This is a genomic window from Cohnella sp. GCM10027633, from assembly GCF_042675445.1.
Lineage (GTDB): Bacteria > Bacillota > Bacilli > Paenibacillales > Paenibacillaceae > Cohnella.
In genome coordinates this window covers 1-24,793 of sequence record NZ_JBHTGV010000018.1, presented here as the reverse complement: position 1 = coordinate 24,793, position 24,793 = coordinate 1, and the positions used below count along the sequence as shown (strand labels likewise).

Annotated in this window: 24 protein-coding genes and 1 rRNA gene; 23 read left to right on the top strand and 2 right to left on the bottom strand. The window is 59.3% G+C overall.

The window, feature by feature from the left end:
- The first annotated feature begins 69 nt into the window (after positions 1 to 69).
- Positions 70 to 2,061 carry an ATP-dependent zinc metalloprotease FtsH gene (gene ftsH / locus ACFQZG_RS25165; RefSeq protein ID WP_378157509.1) on the top strand — a complete coding sequence of 664 codons (1,992 nt, stop codon included), beginning with the start codon at positions 70 to 72 and terminating at the stop codon, positions 2,059 to 2,061.
- A 94-nt stretch (positions 2,062 to 2,155) separates the two neighbouring features.
- Here ftsH and ACFQZG_RS25160 read toward each other — a convergent pair whose 3' ends face one another.
- Both ACFQZG_RS25160 and ACFQZG_RS25155 read right to left on the bottom strand, forming a co-directional pair.
- Positions 2,156 to 2,734, bottom strand: a complete 579-nt coding sequence (locus ACFQZG_RS25160) for a DUF2812 domain-containing protein (RefSeq protein ID WP_378157508.1) — start codon at positions 2,732 to 2,734, stop codon at positions 2,156 to 2,158.
- Positions 2,731 to 3,066, bottom strand: a complete 336-nt coding sequence (locus tag ACFQZG_RS25155) for a PadR family transcriptional regulator (RefSeq protein ID WP_378157507.1) — start codon at positions 3,064 to 3,066, stop codon at positions 2,731 to 2,733. Before ACFQZG_RS25155 ends, ACFQZG_RS25160 begins: the two co-directional genes overlap by 4 nt.
- A gap of 396 nt (positions 3,067 to 3,462) precedes the next feature.
- On the opposite strand from ACFQZG_RS25155, the gene nadA reads away from it, so the two are divergent.
- The 22 genes from nadA to ACFQZG_RS25045 form a co-directional block, all read left to right on the top strand.
- On the top strand, positions 3,463 to 4,401 hold the full coding sequence (gene nadA / locus ACFQZG_RS25150; protein WP_378157506.1) for a quinolinate synthase NadA: 939 nt from the start codon (positions 3,463 to 3,465) through the stop codon (positions 4,399 to 4,401).
- An 87-nt stretch (positions 4,402 to 4,488) separates the two neighbouring features.
- Positions 4,489 to 6,117 carry an L-aspartate oxidase gene (nadB, locus tag ACFQZG_RS25145; RefSeq protein WP_378157505.1) on the top strand — a complete coding sequence of 543 codons (1,629 nt, stop codon included), beginning with the start codon at positions 4,489 to 4,491 and terminating at the stop codon, positions 6,115 to 6,117.
- Entirely contained in the window at positions 6,110 to 7,009 is a 900-nt protein-coding gene (nadC, locus tag ACFQZG_RS25140; RefSeq protein WP_378157504.1) for a carboxylating nicotinate-nucleotide diphosphorylase, read from the top strand. Before nadB ends, nadC begins: the two co-directional genes overlap by 8 nt.
- Positions 7,006 to 7,770 (top strand): type III pantothenate kinase, encoded by a 765-nt coding sequence (locus tag ACFQZG_RS25135; RefSeq protein ID WP_378157503.1) that lies wholly within the window; start codon positions 7,006 to 7,008, stop codon positions 7,768 to 7,770. The genes nadC and ACFQZG_RS25135 overlap by 4 nt, the downstream gene beginning before the upstream one ends.
- A gap of 37 nt (positions 7,771 to 7,807) precedes the next feature.
- Positions 7,808 to 8,689 carry an Hsp33 family molecular chaperone HslO gene (gene hslO, locus ACFQZG_RS25130; protein WP_378157502.1) on the top strand — a complete coding sequence of 294 codons (882 nt, stop codon included), beginning with the start codon at positions 7,808 to 7,810 and terminating at the stop codon, positions 8,687 to 8,689.
- Between the two features lie 15 nt (positions 8,690 to 8,704).
- Entirely contained in the window at positions 8,705 to 9,697 is a 993-nt protein-coding gene (locus ACFQZG_RS25125; protein WP_378157501.1) for a peptidylprolyl isomerase, read from the top strand.
- Positions 9,698 to 9,881: 184 nt separating this feature from the next.
- Positions 9,882 to 10,823 carry a cysteine synthase A gene (cysK, locus tag ACFQZG_RS25120; protein ID WP_378157500.1) on the top strand — a complete coding sequence of 314 codons (942 nt, stop codon included), beginning with the start codon at positions 9,882 to 9,884 and terminating at the stop codon, positions 10,821 to 10,823.
- A 210-nt stretch (positions 10,824 to 11,033) separates the two neighbouring features.
- A complete protein-coding gene (locus ACFQZG_RS25115; RefSeq protein WP_378157499.1) occupies positions 11,034 to 12,566 on the top strand; it encodes an MDR family MFS transporter in 1,533 nt (510 codons plus the stop codon).
- 44 nt (positions 12,567 to 12,610) lie between these two features.
- Positions 12,611 to 13,576, top strand: a complete 966-nt coding sequence (locus ACFQZG_RS25110; RefSeq protein WP_378157498.1) for a helix-turn-helix transcriptional regulator — start codon at positions 12,611 to 12,613, stop codon at positions 13,574 to 13,576.
- A 22-nt stretch (positions 13,577 to 13,598) separates the two neighbouring features.
- The gene (locus ACFQZG_RS25105; RefSeq protein ID WP_378157497.1) at positions 13,599 to 14,348 is read left to right on the top strand and encodes an SDR family NAD(P)-dependent oxidoreductase; all 750 of its coding nucleotides are present in this window, start codon (positions 13,599 to 13,601) and stop codon (positions 14,346 to 14,348) included.
- 161 nt (positions 14,349 to 14,509) lie between these two features.
- The gene (locus ACFQZG_RS25100) at positions 14,510 to 15,061 is read left to right on the top strand and encodes an RNA polymerase sigma factor (protein WP_378157496.1); all 552 of its coding nucleotides are present in this window, start codon (positions 14,510 to 14,512) and stop codon (positions 15,059 to 15,061) included.
- Entirely contained in the window at positions 15,048 to 16,124 is a 1,077-nt protein-coding gene (locus tag ACFQZG_RS25095; protein ID WP_378157495.1) for an SH3 domain-containing protein, read from the top strand. Before ACFQZG_RS25100 ends, ACFQZG_RS25095 begins: the two co-directional genes overlap by 14 nt.
- 119 nt (positions 16,125 to 16,243) lie before the next feature.
- Positions 16,244 to 17,845, top strand: a complete 1,602-nt coding sequence (locus ACFQZG_RS25090) for an anthranilate synthase component I family protein (protein ID WP_378157494.1) — start codon at positions 16,244 to 16,246, stop codon at positions 17,843 to 17,845.
- The gene (pabA, locus tag ACFQZG_RS25085; protein ID WP_378157493.1) at positions 17,842 to 18,423 is read left to right on the top strand and encodes an aminodeoxychorismate/anthranilate synthase component II; all 582 of its coding nucleotides are present in this window, start codon (positions 17,842 to 17,844) and stop codon (positions 18,421 to 18,423) included. The genes ACFQZG_RS25090 and pabA overlap by 4 nt, the downstream gene beginning before the upstream one ends.
- Positions 18,420 to 19,307, top strand: a complete 888-nt coding sequence (locus ACFQZG_RS25080; RefSeq protein ID WP_378157492.1) for an aminotransferase class IV — start codon at positions 18,420 to 18,422, stop codon at positions 19,305 to 19,307. Before pabA ends, ACFQZG_RS25080 begins: the two co-directional genes overlap by 4 nt.
- Positions 19,304 to 20,164, top strand: a complete 861-nt coding sequence (gene folP / locus ACFQZG_RS25075; protein ID WP_378157491.1) for a dihydropteroate synthase — start codon at positions 19,304 to 19,306, stop codon at positions 20,162 to 20,164. The genes ACFQZG_RS25080 and folP overlap by 4 nt, the downstream gene beginning before the upstream one ends.
- 2 nt (positions 20,165 to 20,166) lie before the next feature.
- Positions 20,167 to 20,559: a dihydroneopterin aldolase gene (folB, locus tag ACFQZG_RS25070; protein ID WP_378157490.1), complete on the top strand. Its 393-nt coding sequence runs from the start codon at positions 20,167 to 20,169 to the stop codon at positions 20,557 to 20,559.
- Positions 20,560 to 20,565: 6 nt separating this feature from the next.
- A complete protein-coding gene (gene folK, locus ACFQZG_RS25065; RefSeq protein WP_378157489.1) occupies positions 20,566 to 21,060 on the top strand; it encodes a 2-amino-4-hydroxy-6-hydroxymethyldihydropteridine diphosphokinase in 495 nt (164 codons plus the stop codon).
- Positions 21,061 to 21,066: 6 nt separating this feature from the next.
- Positions 21,067 to 22,083: a tRNA dihydrouridine synthase DusB gene (dusB, locus tag ACFQZG_RS25060; RefSeq protein ID WP_378157488.1), complete on the top strand. Its 1,017-nt coding sequence runs from the start codon at positions 21,067 to 21,069 to the stop codon at positions 22,081 to 22,083.
- Positions 22,084 to 22,273: 190 nt separating this feature from the next.
- A complete protein-coding gene (gene greA, locus ACFQZG_RS25055) occupies positions 22,274 to 22,750 on the top strand; it encodes a transcription elongation factor GreA (RefSeq protein WP_378157487.1) in 477 nt (158 codons plus the stop codon).
- A gap of 137 nt (positions 22,751 to 22,887) precedes the next feature.
- Positions 22,888 to 24,393, top strand: a complete 1,506-nt coding sequence (gene lysS, locus ACFQZG_RS25050; protein WP_378157486.1) for a lysine--tRNA ligase — start codon at positions 22,888 to 22,890, stop codon at positions 24,391 to 24,393.
- Positions 24,394 to 24,689: 296 nt separating this feature from the next.
- Positions 24,690 to 24,793, top strand: a 16S ribosomal RNA gene (locus tag ACFQZG_RS25045); the annotation flags it as partial.

Genomic DNA, 24,793 nt, shown 5'->3' with positions numbered 1-24,793 from the left:
GTGCGTTCTATTGAGATGCCAAGACAGGCTATGGTAAAATGATGTAAGCGTGTCGAGAGGAGGTCAGGGATGAATCGGTTCATCCGGAATACAGGCTTTTACCTACTTATCTTTTTGGTGACCGTCGGCATCGTTCAGTTCTTCATCGGCAAGAACGAGACGACGAAGGACCTGAACTACAATCAGCTCGTTCAGACGGTACAGCAGGGCAACGTGGCCAAGCTGACCATTCAAATTCAAAGCGGCACTTATCTCGTAACCGGGGAATTGAAGCCGACGGACGGCAGCGAGAAGGGCGAGACGTTCACGGGACGCGCTCCGCTTGCCGATTATTCCATGAAGCAATTCACTGATCTCGGCATAGAGAAGAACTTCGAAGTCGAAATCAAGAAGATGCCGGGCCAGAGCTTCTGGCTGACGTTCTTGACTTCCATTATTCCTTTCATTATTATGTTCGTTCTGTTCTTCTTCCTGATCAATCAGGCGCAAGGCGGCGGCGGCAAGGTAATGAACTTCGGCAAGAGCCGCGCGCGTCTCTATAATGAAGAGAAAAAACGCGTAACGTTCGAAGACGTGGCCGGAGCGGACGAAGAGAAGCAAGAGCTCGTCGAGGTCGTCGAATTCTTGAAGGACCCTCGCAAGTTCGCGGCGCTCGGCGCCCGCATTCCGAAGGGCGTCCTGCTCGTCGGTCCTCCGGGTACCGGCAAGACGTTGCTCGCCCGCGCGGTCGCAGGCGAAGCCGGCGTGCCGTTCTTCACGATCTCGGGTTCCGACTTCGTCGAGATGTTCGTCGGCGTCGGCGCATCCCGCGTCCGCGACTTGTTCGAGAACGCGAAGAAGAACTCGCCTTGTATCATCTTCATCGACGAGATCGACGCCGTCGGTCGTCAGCGGGGCGCAGGCCTCGGCGGCGGTCACGACGAGCGCGAGCAGACGCTGAACCAATTGCTCGTCGAGATGGACGGCTTCGGCGCGAACGAAGGCATTATCATCGTCGCCGCGACGAACCGCCCGGACATTCTCGATCCGGCGCTTCTGCGCCCGGGACGCTTCGACCGTCAGATTACGGTAGACCGTCCGGACGTGAAAGGCCGCGAAGCGGTACTGAAGGTTCATGCGCGCAACAAGCCGCTGAACAAGGACGTGCGCCTCGGCACGATCGCGAAGCGGACGACCGGCTTCACCGGCGCCGACTTGGAGAACCTGCTCAACGAAGCGGCGCTCCTCGCGGCTCGGAAGAACAAGAAGGACATCGCGATGCAAGAGGTAGACGAAGCGATCGACCGCGTCATCGTCGGTACGGAGAAGAAGAGCCGCGTGATCAGCGATCGGGAGAAACGCATCGTCGCTTACCACGAGGCCGGACATACGATCGCGGGCTTCTTCCTGGAGCATGCCGACACGGTCCACAAGGTTACGATCATTCCGCGCGGCAAGGCCGGCGGCTACGTCATCATGCTGCCGAAGGAAGATCGCATGCTCGTCACGAAGCAAGAGCTGCTCGATAAGGTAACGGGCTTGCTCGCGGGTCGCGCCGCCGAGGAAATCTACATCGGCGAGATCGGCACCGGCGCTTATAGCGACTTCAAGTCGGCGACGAGCATCGTACGCGCGATGATCATGGAATACGGCATGAGCGAGAAGCTCGGCACGATGCAATTCGGCGCGACGCAAGGCCAAGTGTTCCTCGGCCGGGACATCGGGCACGAGCAGAACTACTCCGACGCGATCGCTTACGAGATCGACCAAGAGATGCAGAGCATCACTCGCGATTGTTACGATCGCGCGAAGAAGCTGCTCACAGAGAAGAGCCGGGAGATGCACCTCATCGCCAAGACGCTCCTCGAGGAAGAGACGCTCGACCTGGATCAGATCAAGCAACTGATCGAGACGGGCGAGATCAACGAAGAAGAAGGCGGCTCCGCGGCGATCGAGGAATCGAAAGCCGAGCCGATCGTCGATACGCTCGGCAGCGGCGTTCGCGTGCGCATTCAGACGCGCGACGACGAGCCGACGCAAGATACGCGTCCTCCGGAAGGCGACCCGGAAGATAACAAGTAACGCAATTACGCAACAAGGTGTTCCCATTGCCGCATGGCGAGGGAACACCTTGTTTTTCATTAGCGGGCCCGGAATCGTCGGCGTCGGTTAACCGTCAGGTTTCGGGAACGTCTATTTGCTTGATTTTCTTCTGAAATTTTACGCAGCCGTATGCAAGCAACAGCGAAGCTAGCAGCTGAATGCTCATCAGGACGATGAACACGTTGCGTATGACGGGCTCATCATCATTCCTGAACGCGTTGAAGGAATTCACGATCAACAGGAAGAGGTTAAGGATTGCAACGACGGCCAACGTGAACTGTACCCTCCGATAAAGCTGCTTCAAGGAGGAACGGTCCGTATAGATCTCCGCGGAATTGCCTTCCGAATACGGTCTGCGATAATAATGCCAGCCCATGATCGAACCTGCTAGCGTCCAGCCGGAATCCTCGAAGAAGGCAACGTACGTCTCCAGTTCCTTCGCGTCATGAATCGTCTGATAATCGAGTCGATATTCGTACCGCACGGAAGAGTCCTGCTCGAATCGATAGCGGAATACGCCAGGCTTCGTCAGGTGCAAACCTTGGGCCGACAAGTCGCTCAGCCATTTCTCGTCAGTCCGGTAATTCCATACGAGCGATAATCTCTTCCGGTATACAACGGGGTTGCTCGCGTTCATCGTTATCGTCATCATCGTTCTCCTCCTATCGGTCGGACCGCTCTTCTTCCATTCTCCAATAGCTCTTCCAGTCGATCCATCTCGGCTCTCAATACCGCTCTGCCCGTGTCGGTAATCGCATATAGCTTGCGTCTGGGATCGGCGTTGTCGACTCCGGCCGAATAGTCGATCATTCCTTTCTTCTGCAGCGTGCCGAGCGCCGTGTATAAGGTGCCCGCGCCGATGCGCACCCGTCCGCCGCTCAGTCGTTCCGCGTCCTGCATGATCGCATAGCCGTGCGCGTCTCCCGAATAGAGAACAACCAGGATGTAATAGAACGCTTCGGTCAGGGGAAGTAGCTCCTTCATTCGTTTCACCTCGAACGGTCATTTTGTCATCGTCGATATATCGCCGATCAATATATCGTATGACGATATAATAACAGACGATATATCGATCGTCAATATAGTAAGAAGAGCACCGTTGACGAATCCGTCCAACCGAGACAAGCGTTCTCAAAAAAGGGCGGAATCTTCTTGTCCAGATCAATTGACAGCCTATCTCGACGAGTGTAAATTGGTGTTAATGAGAAACCGCATTTTAACGTTCGAATGAGAGGATTCTCGACCTAGCTTGTGCTTTCATTCACAAAGTTGCGCAGTAGGTTAGGCGTTATTATAATCGATTCGCCAGACGAAGCATCATTGCAATCTATTATCGCATCAGGCCACGGCACGTGCTCAGGCCGTAGGGAGGAGACCGACATGGAAGCATTAGCCCTGGAACGCAAGGCGGAGCAGAACCGCGAGCTTCGCGAGCGTCTGCTGCAGCTGAAGAAGGAACGCAATGCCATCATTCTCGCGCATTATTACCAACGCGATGAAATACAAGAGGTCGCGGATTTCCGCGGGGACTCGTTCTTGTTGGCGCAGAAGGCAGCCGAGACGGACGCGGAGGTCATCGTATTCTGCGGCGTTCACTTCATGGGGGAGAGCGCGAAGATTCTCGCTCCCAACAAGGTCGTGCTCGTGCCGGACGAGCGCGCGGGCTGTCCGATGGCGGATATGGTCAATCCGATCGGCCTGCGCGAGTTGAAGGCGAAGCATCCGAACGCGAAAGTCGTCACGTACATTAACTCCTCCGCGGACGTGAAGGCAGAGACCGACATCTGCTGTACGTCGGCGAACGCGGTCAATGTCGTCAATTCGGTCGACTCGGACGAAGTCATCTGGTGTCCGGACAAGAATCTCGGTCACTACGTGCAGCAGCACACGGACAAGAAGATGATCATCTGGGAAGGCTATTGCAATACGCACGACATGCTGACGATCAAGGACGTCGAAGAGATGCGCGCCAAGCATCCGAACGCGCAATTCGTCGTGCATCCGGAATGCCGTCCGGAAGTCGTCGAGATGGCCGACTTCGTCGGCAGCACGACGGGAATTCTGAAGTATTGCCGCGAATCCTCCCACCAGGAGTTCATCGTCGGCACCGAGGACGGAACGGGGTACCAGCTCCGGGTGGACAGCCCGAACAAGACGTTCCACTTCGCTTCGAAGTTCCTCGTCTGCCCGAACATGAAGGTGAACAACTTGAAGAAGGTCGTCAAATGCTTGGAGACGATGCAACCGCAGATCTACGTGCCGCAAGACGTCGCGGACAAAGCCCGACTGTCGTTGGAGCGCATGCTGCTCGTTAAATAAAACGCGAAGAAGCCGACCATTGGTCGGCTGTATTCGTATATGGCGTTAGACACGGAGAACGATTCTCTCGAGGTGAGACGAACAACCATGATTCCACGTTACGTAGTCGATTTCGATCTAGACAAGCTTCCGCGCGTGCAGACCGACGTCATCGTGATCGGCGCCGGCATTGCCGGCTTATATACGGCGCTCAAAGCGAGCGAATCGAAGCGCGTCCTCATGATCACGAAGAAGTCCGTGTTCGACAGCAATACGCGCTATGCCCAAGGCGGCATCGCCGCCGTTATCTCGGATGACGACTCGCCGGCGTTCCACATGCAGGATACGATGATCGCGGGCGCGGGCCTCTGCGACTCGACGGCCGTCGACGTCCTCGTGCACGAAGGCGCGCACGGCGTGCAAGAGCTCATCCGCTTCGGGACGAACTTCGACGAAGAAGACGGGCATTACGCGCTGACGAAGGAAGGCGCGCATAGCCAGCGCCGCATTCTGCACGCGAACGGCGACGCGACGGGCTACGAGATCGTCCGGGCGCTCGCGGACAAGGCAAAGTCCGATCCGGGGATCGAGCTGTGGGACGATCATCTCGTGCTCGATCTGCTGACGGAGAACGGCGAATGCGTCGGCGCGATCGTGCAGAAGCCGGACGGCGAGCGCGTGGCCGTGTTCGGCAGCGCGACCGTGCTCTGTACCGGCGGTACGGGTCAACTGTATCGCTATACGACGAACCCGGACGTCGCGACCGGCGACGGCGTCGCGATGGCATACCGCGCGGGCGCGATCATTCGCGACATGGAGTTCATCCAATTCCATCCGACGTCGCTCTGCTATCCGGGGGCTCCGCGGTTCTTGATCTCCGAGGCCGTACGCGGAGAAGGCGCTTATCTGCGCAACATTCGGGGCGAGCGCTTCATGGAGAAGTACCATCCGCAGCTCGAGCTGGCGCCGCGGGACGTCGTCGCGCGCGCGATCGTGGCCGAGATGGAAGAGACGAAGTCGACGTACGTCTACATCGACATTACGCACGAATCGCCCGAGCTCATCCGGCATCGGTTCCCGACGATTCACGAGTATTGCTTGAACTACGGACTCGATCTGACGACGGATTGGATTCCGGTCGCGCCGGCTGCCCACTATATGATGGGTGGCGTGAAGACGGACTTGCAAGGCGAGACGAACATTACGCGCCTGTTCGCGTGCGGGGAAGTGTCGTCCACCGGCGTGCACGGCGCGAACCGGCTCGCGAGCAATTCGCTATCGGAAGCGATCGTCTTCGGCCAACGGATCGTCGATCGCATTAACGAGCTGTCGCCGATCGTCATCTCCGAGCTTACGATCAGCAATCATCCGTATACGCTGGACGAAAGAATCGCTTCTCTGATGGGAACCCTTGTAGAACGCAGGTTGAAGCTGCAGAAGGCGATGGTACGCTACGTAGGCTTGCACCGGGATCGGGGCGGCTTGCTTAAGGGGCTTGAAGAGCTGAAGCGGCTGCTGCCGATCTTCGAGACGCGTCTGGAGAAGCGCGAAGAGCTGGAGCTTGCGAATCTGCTCACTTGCGCCATTCTCGTCACCGAGGCGGCGATCAACCGGGAAGAGAGCCGGGGAGCGCATTACCGGGAAGATTATCCCGAGCGGGATGACCGCTTCTGGCGCATGCATACGATATTGCAGAGGGAAAAAGGGATCGGAAAAGAGAGGATCGACGATGTTTGAGAAGATGAGCGATTGGGCGATTGCGGGCCCTGCGATAGAGATGGTAAAAGCGCAGCTGCGAGAATGGCTGGCCGAAGATATCGGCTCCGGCGACGCGACGACGATGGCGACGGTGCCGGCGGGGCACGTGTCCCGGGGGATTATCCATGCTAAGCAGCCGGGCGTGCTAGCGGGCATTCCGCTGGCAAGGCTCGTCTTCGAGGTCATCGACCCGGGCTTGACGTTCCGGCCGCAGGCGGCGGACGGCGATCGCGTCGAACGCGGCACGGTGCTCGCGGTCGTGGAAGGCGCGTCGCATAGCATTCTGACGGGCGAACGGCTGGCGCTGAACTTGATGCAGCGGCTGTCGGGCATCGCGACGAAGACGAGCGAATACGTCGCCGCGGCGGGAGATCGTCCGGTGCGCATCGCGGATACGCGGAAGACGACGCCGGGACACCGGACGCTCGAGAAGTACGCGGTTCGCGTCGGGGGCGGTTACAACCATCGCTTCGGCTTATACGACGCGGTCATGATCAAGGATAATCATATTAAGGCTGCTGGCGGCATCACGGCAGCGGTCACGGCGGCCAAGGCGCGCATCCCGCACACGATGAAGATCGAGGTCGAGGCGGAGTCGCTGGAGCAAGCGCAGGAAGCGGTGCAAGCGGGCGCGCACGTCGTCATGTTCGACAACATGAGCACGGAAGCGATGACCGAAGCGGCTCGCGTGCTGCGAATCGCCGCTCCTCATGTCGTACTGGAAGCTTCGGGCGGCATCGTGCCTTCGCGCGTCGCCGAGATCGCGGCTTGCGGCGTCGACGTCATCTCCGTCGGCGGGTTAACCCATTCGTTCAGCGCGCTGGACATCAGCCTCGATCTGAACGAGATCAAGAAGGGGGCGTCCGAATGATACTCGTCGTCGATGTCGGCAATACGAATATCGTACTCGGACTGTACCAGGACAAGGCACTGACGCACCACTGGCGCCTGAGCACGAATCGCTCTTCTACGGTCGACGAATACGGCATACTGATTACGAGTCTGCTGCAATTGGCGGGCGTCCGGTGCGACCAGATGGATGGCGTCATTCTGTCTTGCGTCGTTCCGCCGCTCATGAACACGCTGGAGCAGCTGTTCGTGAAATACGTAGGCAAGGCACCGCTCATCGTGGGGCCGGGGATCAAGACGGGACTGAACATCCGCTACGAGAATCCGCGCGAGGTCGGCGCGGACCGGATCGTCAACGCGGTCGCGGGTATCGAGCAGTACGGCACGCCGCTCGTCGTCGTCGACTTCGGGACGGCGACGACGTTCGATTATATCGACGCGTCGGGGGCGTATCTCGGCGGCGCGATCGTGCCGGGCATCGGCATCTCGGCCGAGGCGCTGTACCAGCGCGCGGCGAAGCTGCCGCGGATCGAGCTGACGAAGCCGAAGACGGTCATCGGGCGCAATACGGTGACGGCGATGCAGGCGGGCATTATTTTCGGCTATGCCGGTCAGGTCGACGGAATCGTGCGGCGTATTTGCAACGAGTTCAATGTACAGCCTAAGGTGATCGCGACCGGCGGACTCGCCGAGCTGATCGCGGGAGAGTCGGAGACGATCGAACACGTCGATCCGCTGTTGACGCTGGAAGGGCTGCGCATGATCTATGAACGGAACATCTAACGGCTAACGCAACGCAGAATAAAGGAGCACGACACAGATGAAGGACGAAATCGTACGCGGCACCGCGTGGAACGGCGGCATCCGGGTGTTCGCGGCGCGGACGACGGCGCTCGTCTCCGAGCTGCAACGGCGGCACGACACGATGCCGACGGCTACCGCGGCATTGGGCCGGACGGCGACGGTCGGCGCGATGATGGGCATTATGCTCAAGGGCAACGAGAGACTGACGATTCAAGTGAAAGGCGACGGGCCGATCGGCAAAATCGTCGTCGACGCGAACGCGGAAGGGGAAGTGCGCGGATACGCGGACCATCCGCACGTGCATTTGCCGAGCAATAGCCAGGGGAAGCTGGACGTCGCCGGAGCGGTCGGCACGAGCGGCTACATCTATGTAACGAAGGATCTGGGATTGCGCGAGCCGTATAGCGGCAGCATACCGATCATCTCGGGCGAGCTGGCGGAAGATTTCACGCTGTACTTCGCCGATTCGGAGCAGACGCCTTCCGCGGTAGGTCTTGGCGTGCTCGTCGATACGGACGGATCGGTCATCCATGCCGGCGGCTTCATCGTGCAGATCATGCCCGGCTTGCCGGAAGAGCGGCTCGTGCAATTGGAGCGCGCGATCGGCTCGATGCCGCACGTGACGGCGCTGCTCGATCAGGGGGAGACGCCGGAGTCGTTGCTTCAATTCCTCGTCGGGGACGATATTACGATCCATGACCACGTCGAGCCGGTATTCCGCTGCAAATGTTCGCGGGAACGCGTCGAGGGAACGCTCGTCAGCTTGGGAACGGAAGAGCTGCGCAGCCTGATCGACGAAGACGGGAAGGCGGAAGTGCATTGCCACTTCTGCAACGAGAGATACCAATTCTCTCGGGAAGAGCTGGAACACATACATAACCGGACGCTGAGCCAGTAAGAGGGGGCGGTGCGAATGAGGGAGACGATACGGCTATGGCCGCTCGTACTGCTTGCCCTCTTCACTTGGGTATTGTCGGGCTGCGATTCAAGCTCGCCCGACGCTTCGGAGCTGCCGTCGCTTACGCCTAGCGCGAGCTCGGCGCTGCCGACCGAAGGCGCAACCGACTCGCCCGTTCAGACGCATTCGGCGGTCGAGCACGCGAACGACATCGTCGCCAAAGTCGGCATCGCCGCGATCACGCGCGAGCAGCTCGCCGAACGGCTGCTGTCGCAGAGCGGCAAGCAGACGCTGCGCGAGCTGATGCTGGCCGCGGCGGTTGAGCAGGAGGCGGAGTCGCTCGGCTTGCAGGCGACGGACGAGGAGCTCGAACAGGAGCTTCTCGCCATGATGCAAGGCTACGACGGGGAAGCGCAGTTCTACGATTCGATGCGCGAGCAGCTGGGCATGAGCCGGGACGACGTGCGGAAGGAAGCGCGGTATCGGCTCTTGACGGAGAAGCTGTCCGTTCGGAACGTCATCGTATCGGACCGGGAAGTGGACGACTACGTCGCCTCTCACCCGGAGCTGACGTCGGAGCGTAACCATTACGAGCTCGCGCAGATCGTCGTCGAAGACGAGGAGACGGCAAGACAGCTATTGTCCCAGCTGGAAGGCGGCGCGTCGTTCGAATCGCTGGCGGAGCGTTATTCGCTGGACGAATTCTCGGCGGAAGAAGGCGGCGCGCTCGGATGGATCGACGAACAGGATCCGTTCATCGATCCGGAGGTGCTGCGAAGCGCGGCCGAGATGACGGTGGGCAGCATCGCCGGTCCGATCGCTACGGGCGACGGCTTCGCGATCCTGGCCCTGAACGGCCGTTCCTCGGAGCAATCCCGTCCGATCGACGAGATTCGGACGGCCGTCCGGCGGGAGCTGGCGCTCGGCAAGGCGGAATCGCCGCGGGCGCTGGAGCAGGCGCTGCTGACGAAGTACGGCGCCGAGGTGCTGGACGAATCGTTGCGATGACGCAAGAACGGATGCAAACGGATGTGCGATCGGACGAATGGATGAGATTGGCTAATCTGGGCCGGCGGTCTTGACAATCCGTCCTTCGATTGATAAGATGAAAGCAAACACAATGCCGACTGATTTAGTCGGATTAACGCAAAAAAGCGGCAAGGCCGCATTTCATTCGGGAGGGAATCATCCAATGGCTAGAATTGTCCAGAACGTGACCCAATTGATCGGCGATACGCCGCTCGTCAGACTGAACCGCGTCGTGCCTGAAGGAAGCGCGGAAATCTACGTGAAGCTCGAGTACCAGAACCCGGGCTCCAGCGTTAAGGACCGCATTGCGATCAGCATGATCGAAGTGGCCGAGCAACAAGGTCTCATCAAGCCGGGCGAGAGCACGATCGTCGAGCCGACTTCCGGCAACACGGGTATCGGCCTCGCGTTGGTCGCCGCTGCGAAAGGCTACCGCGCGATTCTCGTTATGCCTGAAACGATGAGCTTGGAGCGCCGCAACCTGCTTAAAGCGTACGGCGCGGAACTGGTGCTTACGCCGGGTTCCGAGGGCATGAACGGCGCGGTTAAGAAAGCGGAAGAAATCGTGAAGGAGAATCCGAGCTACTTCCTGCCGCAACAATTCAAGAACCAAGCGAACGTTAAAGTTCACCGCGAGACGACGGGTCCCGAGATCGTGGAAGCGATCAACTCCTACGACGGCAAGATCGACGCGTTCGTAGCGGGTATCGGTACCGGCGGTACGATCTCCGGCGCGGGCGAAGTGTTGAAGAAGGCTTTCCCGAACATCAGAATCGTCGCGGTCGAGCCTGCGGCATCCCCGCTGTTGTCCGGCGGCGGTCCAGGCCCGCATAAAATCCAAGGTATCGGCGCGAACTTCATTCCGGATATCTTGAACCGCGAAGTATACGACCAAGTCATCACGATCGAGAACGACGAAGCGTTCGAGACGGCTCGCACGGTCGCTAAGCAAGAAGGCCTGCTCGTCGGTATTTCCTCCGGCGCGGCTATCTTCGCCGCTCTTAAAGTCGCGAAGGAACTCGGCGAAGGCAAGCGCGTCGTCGCGGTCGTTCCGTCCAACGGCGAACGTTACCTGAGCACGCCGCTGTTCAACTTCGACAACTAATCATAGGTTTGGCATACTGCAGCCGAGCGGGGTGATCCCGTCTCGGCTGTTTTGTCTTATTTGCGGCTTGCTGCTGGATACGATTGATAAGATTGTATCGCAGTGGAGAGTTCCTTCCTGACACACTGATGTCAACAAGGGTGGCTTATGATGATCTTAGATGATTGTTCATCAAACCACTACGGTATGCAAAAGGAAGGAACGGTACAAATGGCAAAGGCGCATAACAAACTAGCCATCATCGTGGGAGGGCTGCTGCTCGCTATTCTGATGGCCTCCATGGATAACACGATCGTCGCTACGGCGATGGGAACGGTCGTCGGCGAGATGGGGGGACTCGACAAGTTCGTGTGGGTCACCTCTGCTTATATGGTCGCCGAGATGGCGTGCATGCCGATCTTCGGCAAGCTGTCCGACATGTACGGCCGCAAGCGGTTCTTCATCTTCGGGATCATCGTGTTCATGATCGGCTCCGCCTTGTGCGGAATGGCGCAATCCATCGTCGAGCTAAGCGTCTATCGGGCGGTTCAAGGCGTCGGGGCCGGGGCGATGGTGTCGATTGCGTTCACGATTCTGTTCGATGTCGTCTCGCCGAAGGATCGCGGCAAAATGATGGGGGCATTCGGAGCCGTATTCGGATTGTCGAGCGTGCTCGGACCGCTGCTGGGCGGATACATCACCGATCACCTTAACTGGTCTTGGATCTTCTACATCAATCTGCCTCTGGGCTTCATTGCCCTCCTCATAATCGGGCTGTTCTACAAGGAGTCCGCGGTGCACTCGAAGCAAAAGATCGATTGGGCGGGATCTATTCTGCTCGTCGGGGCTGTCGTCTGCCTAATCTTCGGACTCGAGCTTGGCGGCGGCAAAGCCTATGCCTGGGATTCTCTGCAGATAATCGGTCTGTTCGCCGGGTTCGTCGTGCTTACTCTCTTGCTCGTCGTCGTCGAGAAGAAAGCCGAAGAGCCGATTATCTCCTTCCGCTTGTTCCGCAGCAGACTGTACACGACGAGTAACCTGGTCGCGATGCTCAGCGGCGCGGCGTATATGACGGCTGCGATCTTCATTCCGATCTACGTGCAAGGCGTGCTCGGCGGTTCGGCGTCCAATTCGGGGCTCACGTTGTTGCCGATGATGATCGGTTCGGTTATTACCGCGACGCTGGGCGGCGTGCTGATGACGAAGCTGTCCTATCGCGCGATAATGCTGGGGACGTTAGCGGTGTTGCTGGCAGGTCTTGTTCTCCTCTCGCAGATTACGGTAGAATCGTCTCGACTTCTGATTACCGTGATTATGATTCTGATCGGACTCGGGATCGGCGCTTCGTTCTCGGTGTTAGGCTCTGCGGTCCTTCACTCGTTCCCTGTCGAGCAACGGGGGGCCGCAAGCGCGACGTTGAACTTCAACCGGTCGCTCGGCATGGCGCTCGGCATTACGATCTTCGGAATCGTGCAGAGCCACAGCCTGCTCTCGAAGCTCACGCAATCGCTGGGCACGGGCAATACGGCAATTCCGGCGGAACTGGATCTAGGCGATCCCCATGCGTTGCTGCTTCCGGAGTTCCGTCAATCGATCGATACGCAGCTGCTCGATACGATTACGAACGGGCTGTCTAGCTCGATCGGAACGACCTTCGTCTGGAGCCTCATTCCGGCCGCGCTGGCGCTGGTCGCCGCGTTCTTGATGACGAAGGATAAGATGGACCCGGCTGCCGAAGGAGAAGGATTCGCGGCAGCGTACTAATCAACGACATCGGCGAGCGATATGCCGGCCTAGGAGAGATGGCGATGAAGCTAGAGCGACTCATGACCATTACGATTCTGCTTCTTAATCGGAGACGGATTCAGGCGCAGGAATTGGCCGAACGGCTGGAAGTGTCTCTGCGCACCGTGTATCGCGATCTCGAGACGCTCGGCCAGGCCGGCATACCTATCGTCTCCTATACGGGCATGGAGGGCGGCTACGAGATTATGGACAGCTTCCGGCTCGATCGGCAGCTGCTGTCCTTCGAGGAGTTGACCGCCCTATCGACCGCGCTCCGCGGTCTTGAATCTACGCAAGCTTACGCACGTTCGAATATGGATCTTCTTCTCGGCAAAGTGGGCGCGATGGTGGCGCAAGCGGAGAAGGGTCGAGCGGGCGAAGAAGGCGATCGCATTCATATCGACTTCACCCCGTGGAAGAACGGCGAAGAAGACCGAAGCCGTTACGAATCGCTTCGTCAAGCGACGAACGATCGGAAGCTGATTCGATTCAAGTACACGGGCAGGCAAGGAGACGAGCAAGAGCGCGACGTGGAACCGATGGCGCTCGTGCTCAAGACCTATGCCTGGTACCTTCACGGCTATTGCCGATTGCGAGGCGATTACCGGATCTTCAAGCTGTCGCGAATCCGGGAATTAAGCGTACGGTCCGACACTTTCATCCGTCGCGATAGATCGCTCGAGGAACTTAACGAGCGATGGAAGAAGCCGGAGACGAACGGGGCGAATGCGGCAATCCCTGTTGTTCTACAGTTCCAAGCATCGGCTGCCGCGTCCGTGATGGACCGGTTCGAGGACAAGAATATCGAACGGCTGCCGGATGACAAGCTGATCGTGAGAACGACGTTCCCGAACGAGGATTGGCTGATCGGCACGGTTCTTCATTATCGAACGGACGTCGTCGTTCTTGAACCTGCATGGATAGCCGCGAAGGTAAGACGGGAGGCGCTAGCCATTGCCGGGCAGTATGTCGGCGTTGACGAGGTTTAAGCGGAGGAAGGAGAGGAAAGCTATGTCCTTAAGCGGCAAAATAGCGATTGTAACCGGCGGCGCCCGAGGAATAGGGAGGGCGATCTGCATTCGGTTGGCCAGACAGGGCGCGAAGGTGGTGGTCAACGATTACGGTTGCGACCAGGCCGTGGAATCCGTCGTGTCCGAGATTCGGGCGGAAGGCGGAGAGGCGATGCCGATTCAGGCGGATATCCGCAGCGCGGAGCAATGGAACTCTCTCGTTCACGCCGTGATGGAAGCATTCGGACGTATCGACGTTCTCGTCTGTCATGCCGACACGGGAGTTCATGCCAGATCGTTCGCCGAGATCGCCTGGGATGACTTCGAGCGGCAACTGTCGGATGAATTGAAGGCGGCGTTCGAATCGACGAAGGCTGTTCTGCCGACGATGCAGGCGCAGCGATTCGGCCGGATCGTCTATGTGTCCAGCACGGAAGGCAGAGACCCGAGTCCCGAGCATATTGCGTTCGGTACGGCGAAGGGCGGACTCGATTCCTTCGCCCGCCATATCGCGCAGGAATTCGGTCCCTATGGGATCTCGGCGAACGTCGTCGCGCCCGGCTTCGTGAGATCCGAATCCGGCGAACCGTATACCGAGGATGAAGGCCGCGTGGTGGGTAGCTTCACGCCGCTCGGCCGGATCGCGGAGCCGGAGGACGTGGCGGGAGTCGTCGCTTTTCTCTCCGGAGACGATGCGCGCTTCCTGACCGGAACCTACACGCCCGTAACCGGCGGGCTCGTTATGGAGTAAGGGAATAGATATAGCGGGATATAAAGGGACATAGCGCACTAAGGCCATCGCGCGGATGGCCTTTTTCTATGGAGAAATCGAATAACGGCATGAGATTCCGTTAACGACTTCGGGGAACTTTCTTCTAGGTTGCGGTGTCTAAATAAGCAAGAGGTGAGCAGATGGAGCCGGACTATTGGAGGAACATTGAGGCTTTCGGCTCGGAAAGCTTCCGGGAGCTGATGGAGACGTACGGTCAGACGGTGTGGGACTACGCGTACTACGTGACGGGACGATTCGATCTCGCGGACGACGTAGCGCAGGACGTGTTCTTGGCCGCCTATCGCCGAATCGCCACGTTCAGGGGCCAGTCGTCGATGCGCACGTGGCTGCTCGCGATTACGCGCAACATTGCGCTGAACTATCGGCGGACGGCATTCCTGCGGCGCGTCATTCTCGTCGATCGGCCCGGGGAGCACGGAAGAAATGCGCATCCGTCTGCGGAGCAGGAGGCGCTTAGCCGCAGCCGTTCGGAGGAACTATGGCGAGTCGTGCTGGCGCTGCCGGTGAAGTTCCGCGAGGTGCTGCTGCTGGACGCGAAGTACGGGATGAGCCTGGCGGAAATCGCGGGAGTACTGGACGTGCCGCTCGGCACGGTGAAGTCGCGGCTCGCACGCGCTCGACGGAAGGTGTCCGAGGCTTGGAAGGAGGAGTTGGCGTATGAGCGAGTCTAATCGCGAGGAGCAGGGACGGCCGGAATGGTACGAGAGGCTGCGCGCGGACGAAGAGTTCCCGGGGCGCACGTTCACGGCGGACGCGATGGATCGGATTGAGCGTCGCGCGTTGTCCGGGGAAGCGGGGAGAAGCGCGATGTGGCTGAGGTGGAGCGGGATAGGCGGGGGAATCGTCGTTGCCGGGTTGGCCGTGTGGTTGACGCTAGCTGGACCGTTATCCGGTAACGGAAAACCCGAGGGGCAGGCGGCGGAGGTTCGAGGGCCGCTGGTAGGCGATTATTGGCCGATCGAGTCTCCGGAATTGCCGATTCATTCCGGACCGTTGCCATTGCCCTCGCCTTCGCCCGAATCGCAGTCTTCGTCAAGTCCGTCCCAAGAGGTGCAGACGGTCTATTTCCTGAAGGGACCCGTGTTGGCATTGCCAGAGTCGCAACCTTATGCGACATTCGCGGTATTCGAGGGCAACGGGACGGATACGTACACGGTCGCCGATCGAGCGGCGGAACATGCGAAGATCGTCGATGCCAATGGCAACGCGGGATGGATTCCGGCATGGTACTTGGTCGACGAAGGCGATACGGGCGAACGAGTCGAGACGGTTGCCGAATCCTACCCCATGATCGTCGACAAGCCGGTCACGTACCGGCTCTATCCGGATGAACCGACGCCGTCGGGATTCGAGCTGTGGGCGGGCAAGGTCGTGAACGTCATCCGTACGTTCGGCGACGACTGGCTGGAGATTCAGGTCGTCACCTACGACTCCCCCTATATGGAGAACAAGTGGGTACGCAAAGACGAATTAATCCCGTACGAGGACGGCAAGGCGAAGGAAGGACTCGTGTACCCGTCGAGGCAGACCGTAACCCTCTACAACGTGAACGGAGAGGCGCAGCAAGAGCTCCCGCCGCTGACGACCGTCTATATCGAAGGCGAACAAGGCGATCGCTATCGCGTGACCGCGGGTGGCGGAGTCGGCGGCTACATGAACAAGGAGGACTTCCTGCCGAACCCGTTCAGCATGAAAGTCATCGACCAGTCGAATATCGAAGAGCTGGGCCTATAAGCCCGGCGAATGACGGCATCGGGAACGCGGGAGACGCGTCCTCGGTGCCGTTCGCGCGCATGGATGTCGGCTTTTGTGGTATTCTGCTTACATAGAGAATGGATGAGGGGTTCCGGCATATGCAGTACATACGATACGAACAGTGGAAAATATGGCTCGAAGAAGGCCGCGACAACGGCGGAGAGCCCCGATATACGCTGCTGCCTTACGTTACGAAGCTCGAGCTCCCGCCAGAGACGCCCGCTACGCCGCTCTTCTGGGACAATTTCTGGCAAGACGCTTCCCCGTACGCGATGTTGCTGGAGAGCGGCAAGGGCGGCCGGTATACGATCGCGGGACGCGAGCCGGTATCCGTCATCGAGGGCAAAGGCGACGGCGCGCGGGTGCTGACTGCCGTCGGCGGCCCGGACTGGCAGGTCGCGAGCGAGCATGAAGGCAAGCCGATCGCGCAAGTGCGTCGGTGGATGCAGCCGTACCGCGCGCCGAAGCCGGACGGCTTGCCGGATTGCATCGGCGGCGTCATCGGACTATGGAGCTACGATATCGTACGCAGCCTGGAGCGGTTACCCGTATCGGCCGCGGACGATTCCGGCATTCCGGACTACGCGTTCATGCGATTCGAGGAACTGTGGATCGTCGATCACGCGGAGCATGCGGTCTACTGCGCGGTTCACTTGCCGATTACCGGCGAGATCGCAGCGGACGGCGAGGCATTCGAAGCGCTGTATGCTTCGGCCCGAGACCGCGCCGAAGCCATGGCGCAGAAGTGGCGCGAATGGACGGCGATCAACGAGGACGAGAACGCGCGGCGCAGGCACGGCGACATGCTCGGGAAGATGGCGGCCGACCAATTGCAGATCGACATCGAGAGTCTTCCTAACCTCGCGACTTCGATGAGCAAGGAACAATTCCATCAGGCGGTCCGCCGCATCCAGGCATATATCGCGCAGGGCGACGTGTTCCAAGTGAACCTGTCGATGCGCCAGAGCCGTCCGACGGACGCGTCGCCGGAGTCGCTCTACGAGTGGCTGCGGCTAGTCAACCCGTCGCCTTACATGGGCATGTTGCGCGCGCCGTCGTTCACGCTCGTCAGCGCTTCGCCCGAGCTGCTCGTGAAGCTGGACGGCGGCAAGCTGTCCACGCGGCCGATCGCGGGCACGCGCCGCCGCGGGCGCACGCCGGAGGAAGACCGCGCGCTGGAGGACGAGCTGCTCTCCAGCGACAAGGAACGCGCCGAGCACGTCATGCTCGTCGACCTGGAACGCAACGATCTCGGACGGGTATCCGAGTACGGTACCGTCAAAGTACCTGAGCTGCTGACGGTCGAACGGTATTCCCACGTCATGCATCTCGTCTCCCAAGTCGAGGGCCGTATCGCGCAAGGCAAAGACGCCTTCGACGTGCTGGCCGCGACGTTCCCGGGCGGCACGATTACGGGAGCGCCGAAGATCCGAACGATGGAGATCATCGAAGAGCTCGAGCCGACCCGCAGAGGCCCGTACACCGGTTCGATGGGATGGATTGACTATAGCGGCAATATGGAATTTAATATAATTATTCGTACGATCGCCATGCGGGAAGGCGTCTGCCATATTCAAGCGGGCGCGGGCATCGTGATCGACTCGGTTCCGGAGCGGGAATTCTACGAGAGCCTGAACAAGGCGAAGGCGCTCTGGAAAGCGGTACAGTACGGGGAGAGACAGGGGGAGCGGCCGATATGATATTGGTGATCGACAACTACGATTCTTTTACGTATAACTTGGTGCAATACTTGGGCGAGCTCGGCGAGGAGATCGTCGTCCATCGTAACGACGAGATCGATCTGGAAGGCATCGCGCAACTGGCTCCGGACCACATCCTCATCTCGCCGGGGCCATGCACGCCGAACGAGGCGGGCGTTAGCCTTGCGCTGCTGGAACGGTTCAAAGGCGAGATTCCGATCTTCGGCGTCTGCCTCGGCCATCAGGCGATCGGACAAGCGTTCGGCGGGGACGTCATTCGCGCGGATGCGCTCATGCACGGCAAGACGTCCGAGATTACGCACGACGGCAAGTCGATCTTCGAGGGCCTGGAGTCCCCGTTCACGGCGACCCGTTACCACTCCTTGATCGTGAAGCGCGACACGCTGCCGGATTGCCTGGAGATCAGCGCTGAGACGAGCGACGGACTGATCATGGGACTGCGCCATAAGGAGTACGTCGTCGAAGGCGTTCAATTCCATCCGGAGTCGATCATGACGGAGAACGGACTGACGATTCTGCGCAATTTCTTGAAGAACAAGTCGGGCATCAGACAATGAAATTGCTCTGGAACGGACAACTGACGGATAGCAAGACGACCGTGATCTCGGCTTTCGATCACGGTTTTTTGTACGGTATGGGGTTATTCGAGACGTTCCGCACGTATGGTGGGAAGCCTTGGCTCCTTGATCGCCATGCCAAGCGGCTGCGCGAGGGGTGCGAACAGCTCGGCATCGCTTACGAGCCTGACCTGCCTCGTCTGGAAGACGCGATTGCGCGGCTTCTCGACGCGAACGACCTGAGCGAAGGCTATATCCGCCTGTCGGTGTCGGCGGGCGAAGGCGCGATCGGCCTGCCGGCGGATACGTACGACAAGCCGAACGAGATCGTGTACGCGAAGGCGCTCGCGCCGGACCATCCGGATACCCGGAGCGGCAAGACGCTGCGGCTGCTCAAGCAACCGCGCAGCACCCCGGAAGGCGCTATTCGGTTAAAATCGTTCCATTATATGAATAATATTGTGGCGAAGCGGGAGCTCGTCGCCGCCGGAGCGGGCATGGGCACGGAAGGCTTGTTCCTGGACGGCGCCGGGCATATCGTCGAAGGCATGGTGAGCAACGTGTTCTGGATCGCGAAAGGCGTTCTCCATACGCCTTCCCTAGACACCGGACTGTTGCCAGGCATTACGCGCGAATACGTGCTGGAGCTGGCGGCGGAGCTTGGAATCGGCATCCGGCAGAGCGCCGAATACCGGTGGGAGCATCTGCTGTCGGCCGACGAAGTATTCCTGACGAGCTCGATTCAAGAGCTTGTTCCGGTGACGCGGCTAGAGAACGATAGAGGCGAAGCGGGCCGTCCTGGAGGAACGGCGGACATCGGTCCGATCTCTCGGCAACTCATGCAGGCGTACCGCATGCGGGCGGAAGGAGCGAACGCGCGATGAGACCGACATTTTACGAACGTACCTACAAGTTTCGCGATGGACTCTCGCTAACGCTCGGCGAACGTACGCTGATCATGGGCATTCTGAACGCGACGCCGGACTCGTTCTCCGACGGAGGGCGGTTCGACCGGGTGGACGCGGCGGTCGAGCGGGCGAAGCAGATGGCGGCGGAAGGCGCGGACATCATCGACGTCGGCGGGGAGTCGACGCGGCCGGGGCATGCGGCGGTGCCGCTCGAGGAAGAGCTGCGGCGCATCATCCCCGTCATACGGGCGGTACGCGAAGCGGTGAACCTGCCGATCAGCGTCGACACGTACAAGGCGGAAGCCGCCAAACAGGCGCTCGCCGCGGGCGCGCATATCATCAACGACGTGTGGGGCTTCCGCAGGGAACCCGAGATCGCGAACGTCGCGGCCGAATACGGCTGCCCGGTCATTCTCATGCACAACCGGCAGGCGCGCGATTACGCAGACTTCGTTCCCGACGTGCTGGACGATCTGCGCGATAGCGTGCGGATCGCACGGGAAGCCGGCGTCGCCGAGGCCGACATCTGGCTCGACCCGGGCATCGGCTTCGCGAAGGATTACGCGGATAACGTCGAATTAATGGGCCGATTGGACGAGGTCGTCTCGCTCGGCTATCCGGTGCTGCTAGGCACGTCGCGCAAGACGTTCATTCGCCGGACGCTGGACGTGACGCCGGAAGACGCGGTCGAAGGAACGGGCGCGACCGTCGCGCTCGGCATCGTGCAAGGCTGCCAAGTGGCGCGGGTGCACGATATTAAGCAGATGAAGCGGGTGGCGGCCATGACGGACGCCATCGTCTATCGACAAGCGGGAAGAACGGGGAGATCGTAGATATGGATCGGATGCTGCTGAAGCGAATGGTTTTCTTCGGCTATCACGGGGTAATACCGGAAGAGAACCGGCTAGGACAGAAGTATTACGTCGATCTCGACATGCGCCTCGACTTGGACAAGGCGGCGCGGTCCGACGACGTGAACGATACGGTGAATTACGCCGAGGTGCACGCGCTCGTGAAGGCGATCGTCGAAGGCCCCCACGTGAAGCTGATCGAGACGCTCGCGCAAAAGATTGCGTCGGCCCTGCTCGGTACGTATACTAGTATCATCGAAGCGACGGTATCGGTCACGAAGCCGAATCCGCCGTTCGATATTACGTTCGACGGCGTTACCGTGGAGCTCCGCAGGCGAAGGGGCGAGGACGGAACCGTCGAACCCGCAGAGGATTGAACCTACTTGCAGGATGCATACGTGGCGCTCGGCGCCAATCTCGGCGATCGCGAAGCTTCGCTGCGCGAAGCGCTGAAGCGGCTCGCCGCCGAACCGGGCATGGAGACGCGCGCGATTTCCCCGGTTTACGAGACGGCTCCGGTCGGCTATACGGACCAGCCTTCTTTTCTGAATATGGTCGTCAGGCTCTCTACGGGACTGTCTCCGGTAGAAGTGCTGCGCCGGCTGCTCGCGATCGAACGCGAGATGGGGCGCGTCCGCGACATCCGTTGGGGACCGCGCAATATAGATTTGGACTTGCTGCTCGTCGGAGAGACGAGCATGGATACGCCTGAATTGACGCTCCCGCATCCCCGCATGGGCGAGCGGGCGTTCGTGTTGGTGCCGTTGCAAGACGCGTGGCCGGAGGGGAAGCCCTTCCCTTGGGCCGGCGAGCTCGGCGCCATGTCTCTCGAGCAAGAGGGCATCAAGCAATGGGCGATCTGGCAAGGAGAGGAGTGAAGGTACATGCTGAGAATCGGCAACGTGCAAATGAACAACAACGTCGTGCTGGCCCCGATGGCGGGCGTCTGCAATCCGGCGTTCCGGCTCATCGCGAAGGAATTCGGCTGCGGACTCGTCTGCGCGGAGATGGTTAGCGACAAGGCCATTCTGCACGGCAACCAGCGCACGCTGGAGATGCTATTCGTGGACGAGCGCGAGAAGCCGTTGAGCTTGCAAATTTTCGGGGGCGACAAGGAATCGCTCGTCGAAGCGGTCAAGTTCGTCGACCAGAACACGAACGCGGACATTATCGACATCAACATGGGCTGTCCCGTGCCGAAGGTCACGAAGTGCGACGCGGGCGCGAGATGGTTGCTCGATCCGAAGAAAATATACGAGATGGTGTCCTACGCCGCGGATGCGGCGAAGAAGCCGGTTACCGTCAAGATGCGCATCGGTTGGGACGATGAGCATATCTACGCGGTCGAGAACGCGCACGCGGTCGAACGGGCCGGCGGCGCGGCGGTCAGCATCCACGGACGCACGCGGGAGCAGCTCTATACCGGCGTAGCGAACTGGGACATTATTAGGGACGTGAAGCAGGCGGTTTCCATTCCGGTTATCGGCAACGGCGACGTGTTCAGTCCGGAAGACGCGCAACGCATGCTGAACCATACGGGCGTCGACGGCGTCATGATCGGACGCGGCGCGCTCGGCAACCCGTGGATGCTGTATCGGACCGTTCATTTTCTCACGACCGGCGAACTGCTCCCCGATCCGACCCCGGGGGAGAAGATCCGCATCGCGATGCTTCACCTCGACCGCCTCTCCGATCTGAAGGGCGAGAGCGTGGCCGTCCGGGAAATGCGCAAGCATCTGGCCTGGTATCTGAAGGGACTGCCGGACTCGGCGAGAGTGAAGGATTCGATCATGGATCTAACGACCCGCGTCGGCGTTCAGACGATTCTGGAGGACTACGTGCGCAACGTGGAGCAGCAGCTCGCCGATGAAGCGGGCGCCGCCCAAGCGAGCGTGCACTGATTTGAAGCGGTTACAACTAACCGTTTCCGCGAATTGACATTTTTCAGGGGTTGAAATATAATCAGTACCAATATTCGCGAGACATACAGAAAATTGCTTCCGTGGCGCCGCGTTGTGGTCATGTAAGCGATGGCCCGCCATATATTTGAGTAACCCCTCTGAAAACCTTTGCAGACAGGAGATCGGTGAGATGAGCGATAAGGAAGTGCTTCTAACCCCCGATGGGCTGAAGAAGCTGGAAGACGAACTCGAGAACCTGAAGTCGGTCAAGCGCCGCGAAGTCGCGGAGCGCATCAAGATCGCGATCGGTTACGGCGACATCAGCGAGAACTCCGAATACGAAGACGCGAAGAACGAGCAAGCGTTCATCGAAGGCCGCATCATTACGCTCGAGAAGATGCTGCGCAACGCGCGCATTATCAATAACGAGGAGATCGACCTGGAGACGGTAAGCATCGGTTCTACCGTTATCGTGGAAGACCTCGAATTCGGCGACTCGATGGAATATACGATCGTGGGCACCGCGGAATCGAATCCGTTGCAGAACAAGATCTCGAACGAGAGTCCTGTCGGCAAGGCGATCATCGGCAAGAAGAAGGGCACGACGGTGGAAGTGAACGTTCCTGCGGGCATTATTCAATACAAAATTGTCGATATCAAGAAGTAATACCGGCGGTTAAGCGCATGGAACGCGTAAACATAAGCGATACGATGTCACCAGCGGCATGGAAAGCTTCCTCGGGAAGCTTTTTTGCCTGTTAATCGAACATTAGCGGACAGAGCAACGAAGGAGAACGAGCGAACATGGAACATGTGGAAAATACCGAAACAGCCGAATTAAGCGAACTGCTGCAAATTAGACGGGACAAGCTGGATACGCTGCGCGGACTGGGCATCGATCCGTTCGGCACGAAATTCGACCGTACGCACGAGGCGGGCAAGCTGGTCGCCGCATACGCGGATCTCGCCAAGGAAGAGCTGGACGAGAAGGCCTTGGAAGTGAGCATCGCGGGACGCATCATGACGAAGCGCGCGATGGGCAAGGCGTCCTTCGCGCATCTTCAAGATCTGAGCGGCAAGATTCAAATCTACGTGCGCGCGGACTCCGTCGCCGAGCATAAGTATCAAGCGTTCGACCTGCTCGATATCGGTGACATGATCGGCGTGACGGGCATCGTCTTCAAGACGAAGACGGGCGAGCTGTCGATCAAGGTTACGGATCTGGAAGTGCTGACGAAGTCGCTGCTTCCGCTGCCGGACAAGTTCCATGGCTTGAAGGACGTCGAGACGCGCTACCGCCAGCGTTACGTCGACCTGATCGTCAATCCGGACGTGCAGAAGACGTTCATTACCCGTTCGCGGATCATCCAGTCGATGCGCCGGTACCTCGACGATAGGGGTTACCTGGAAGTCGAGACGCCTACGCTGCACGCGATCGCAGGCGGCGCGTCCGCTCGTCCGTTCATTACGCATCATAACGCGCTCGACATGCAGTTGTTCATGCGGATCGCGATCGAGCTTCACTTGAAGCGCCTCATCGTCGGCGGTTTGGAGAAGGTGTACGAGATCGGGCGGGTATACCGCAACGAAGGCATCTCGACGCGCCATAACCCGGAATTCACGATGATCGAGCTGTACGAGGCGTATGCCGATTACCAAGATATCATGAACCTGACCGAAGCCCTCATCGCGCATATCGCGAAGGAAGTGCACGGTACGACGGTCATTACGTATCAAGGACAGGAAGTCGACCTGACTCCGGCTTGGCGCCGCGTATCCATGGTCGATCTGATCAAGGAAGTCGTGGGCGTAGACTTCTCCGCGCATATGACGGACGAAGAAGCGCATCGCCTGGCGACCGAGCATAAGGTGCCGGTCGAGAAACATATGACGTTCGGCCACATCGTCAACGCGTTCTTCGAGACGTTCTGCGAGCATGCGCTCATCCAGCCGACGTTCGTGACGGGCCATCCGGTCGCGATCTCGCCGCTGGCTAAGAAGAACGCAGCCGACCCGCGCTTCACGGACCGGTTCGAGCTGTTCATCGTGGCGCGCGAACACGCCAACGCGTTCACCGAGCTGAACGATCCGATCGATCAACGCCAGCGGTTCGAAGCGCAGCTGCTCGAGAAGGAAGCAGGTAACGACGAAGCGCACGAGATGGACGACGACTTCATCCGCGCGCTCGAGTACGGCTTGCCGCCGACGGGCGGTCTCGGCATCGGCGTCGACCGACTGGTCATGCTGTTGACCGACGCGCCGTCGATCCGCGACGTATTGCTGTTCCCGCATATGCGGGATCAAGCGTAATCATTATCGGGAAGACCGGCGAACGCCTTGCGCGGACGCCGGTTTTTTGGTTGTTATGAGGGTCGGTAACATTTGTTTGAAATTTCCTTCGCCTAGGGGGTTGCAATCGGGTTTTGATTCGTGATATATTACTTAAGCCGCTTCACGAGGCGGCGCGATAACGAAACAAAACAGCAACACAGCTTGTTCTTTGAAAACTGAACATCGAGCGTAATTTACGGTAATAAATCGTTCACTTCGGTGAACAAACCAGCAATACAGATTGAGCCGAAAGGCTCTTCGATAAAAGTTTCACTTTTATGGAGAGTTTGATCCTGGCTCAGGACGAACGCTGGCGGCGTGCCTAATACATGCAAGTCGAGCGGAGTTATTCCTTCGGGGATGGCTTAGCGGCGGACGG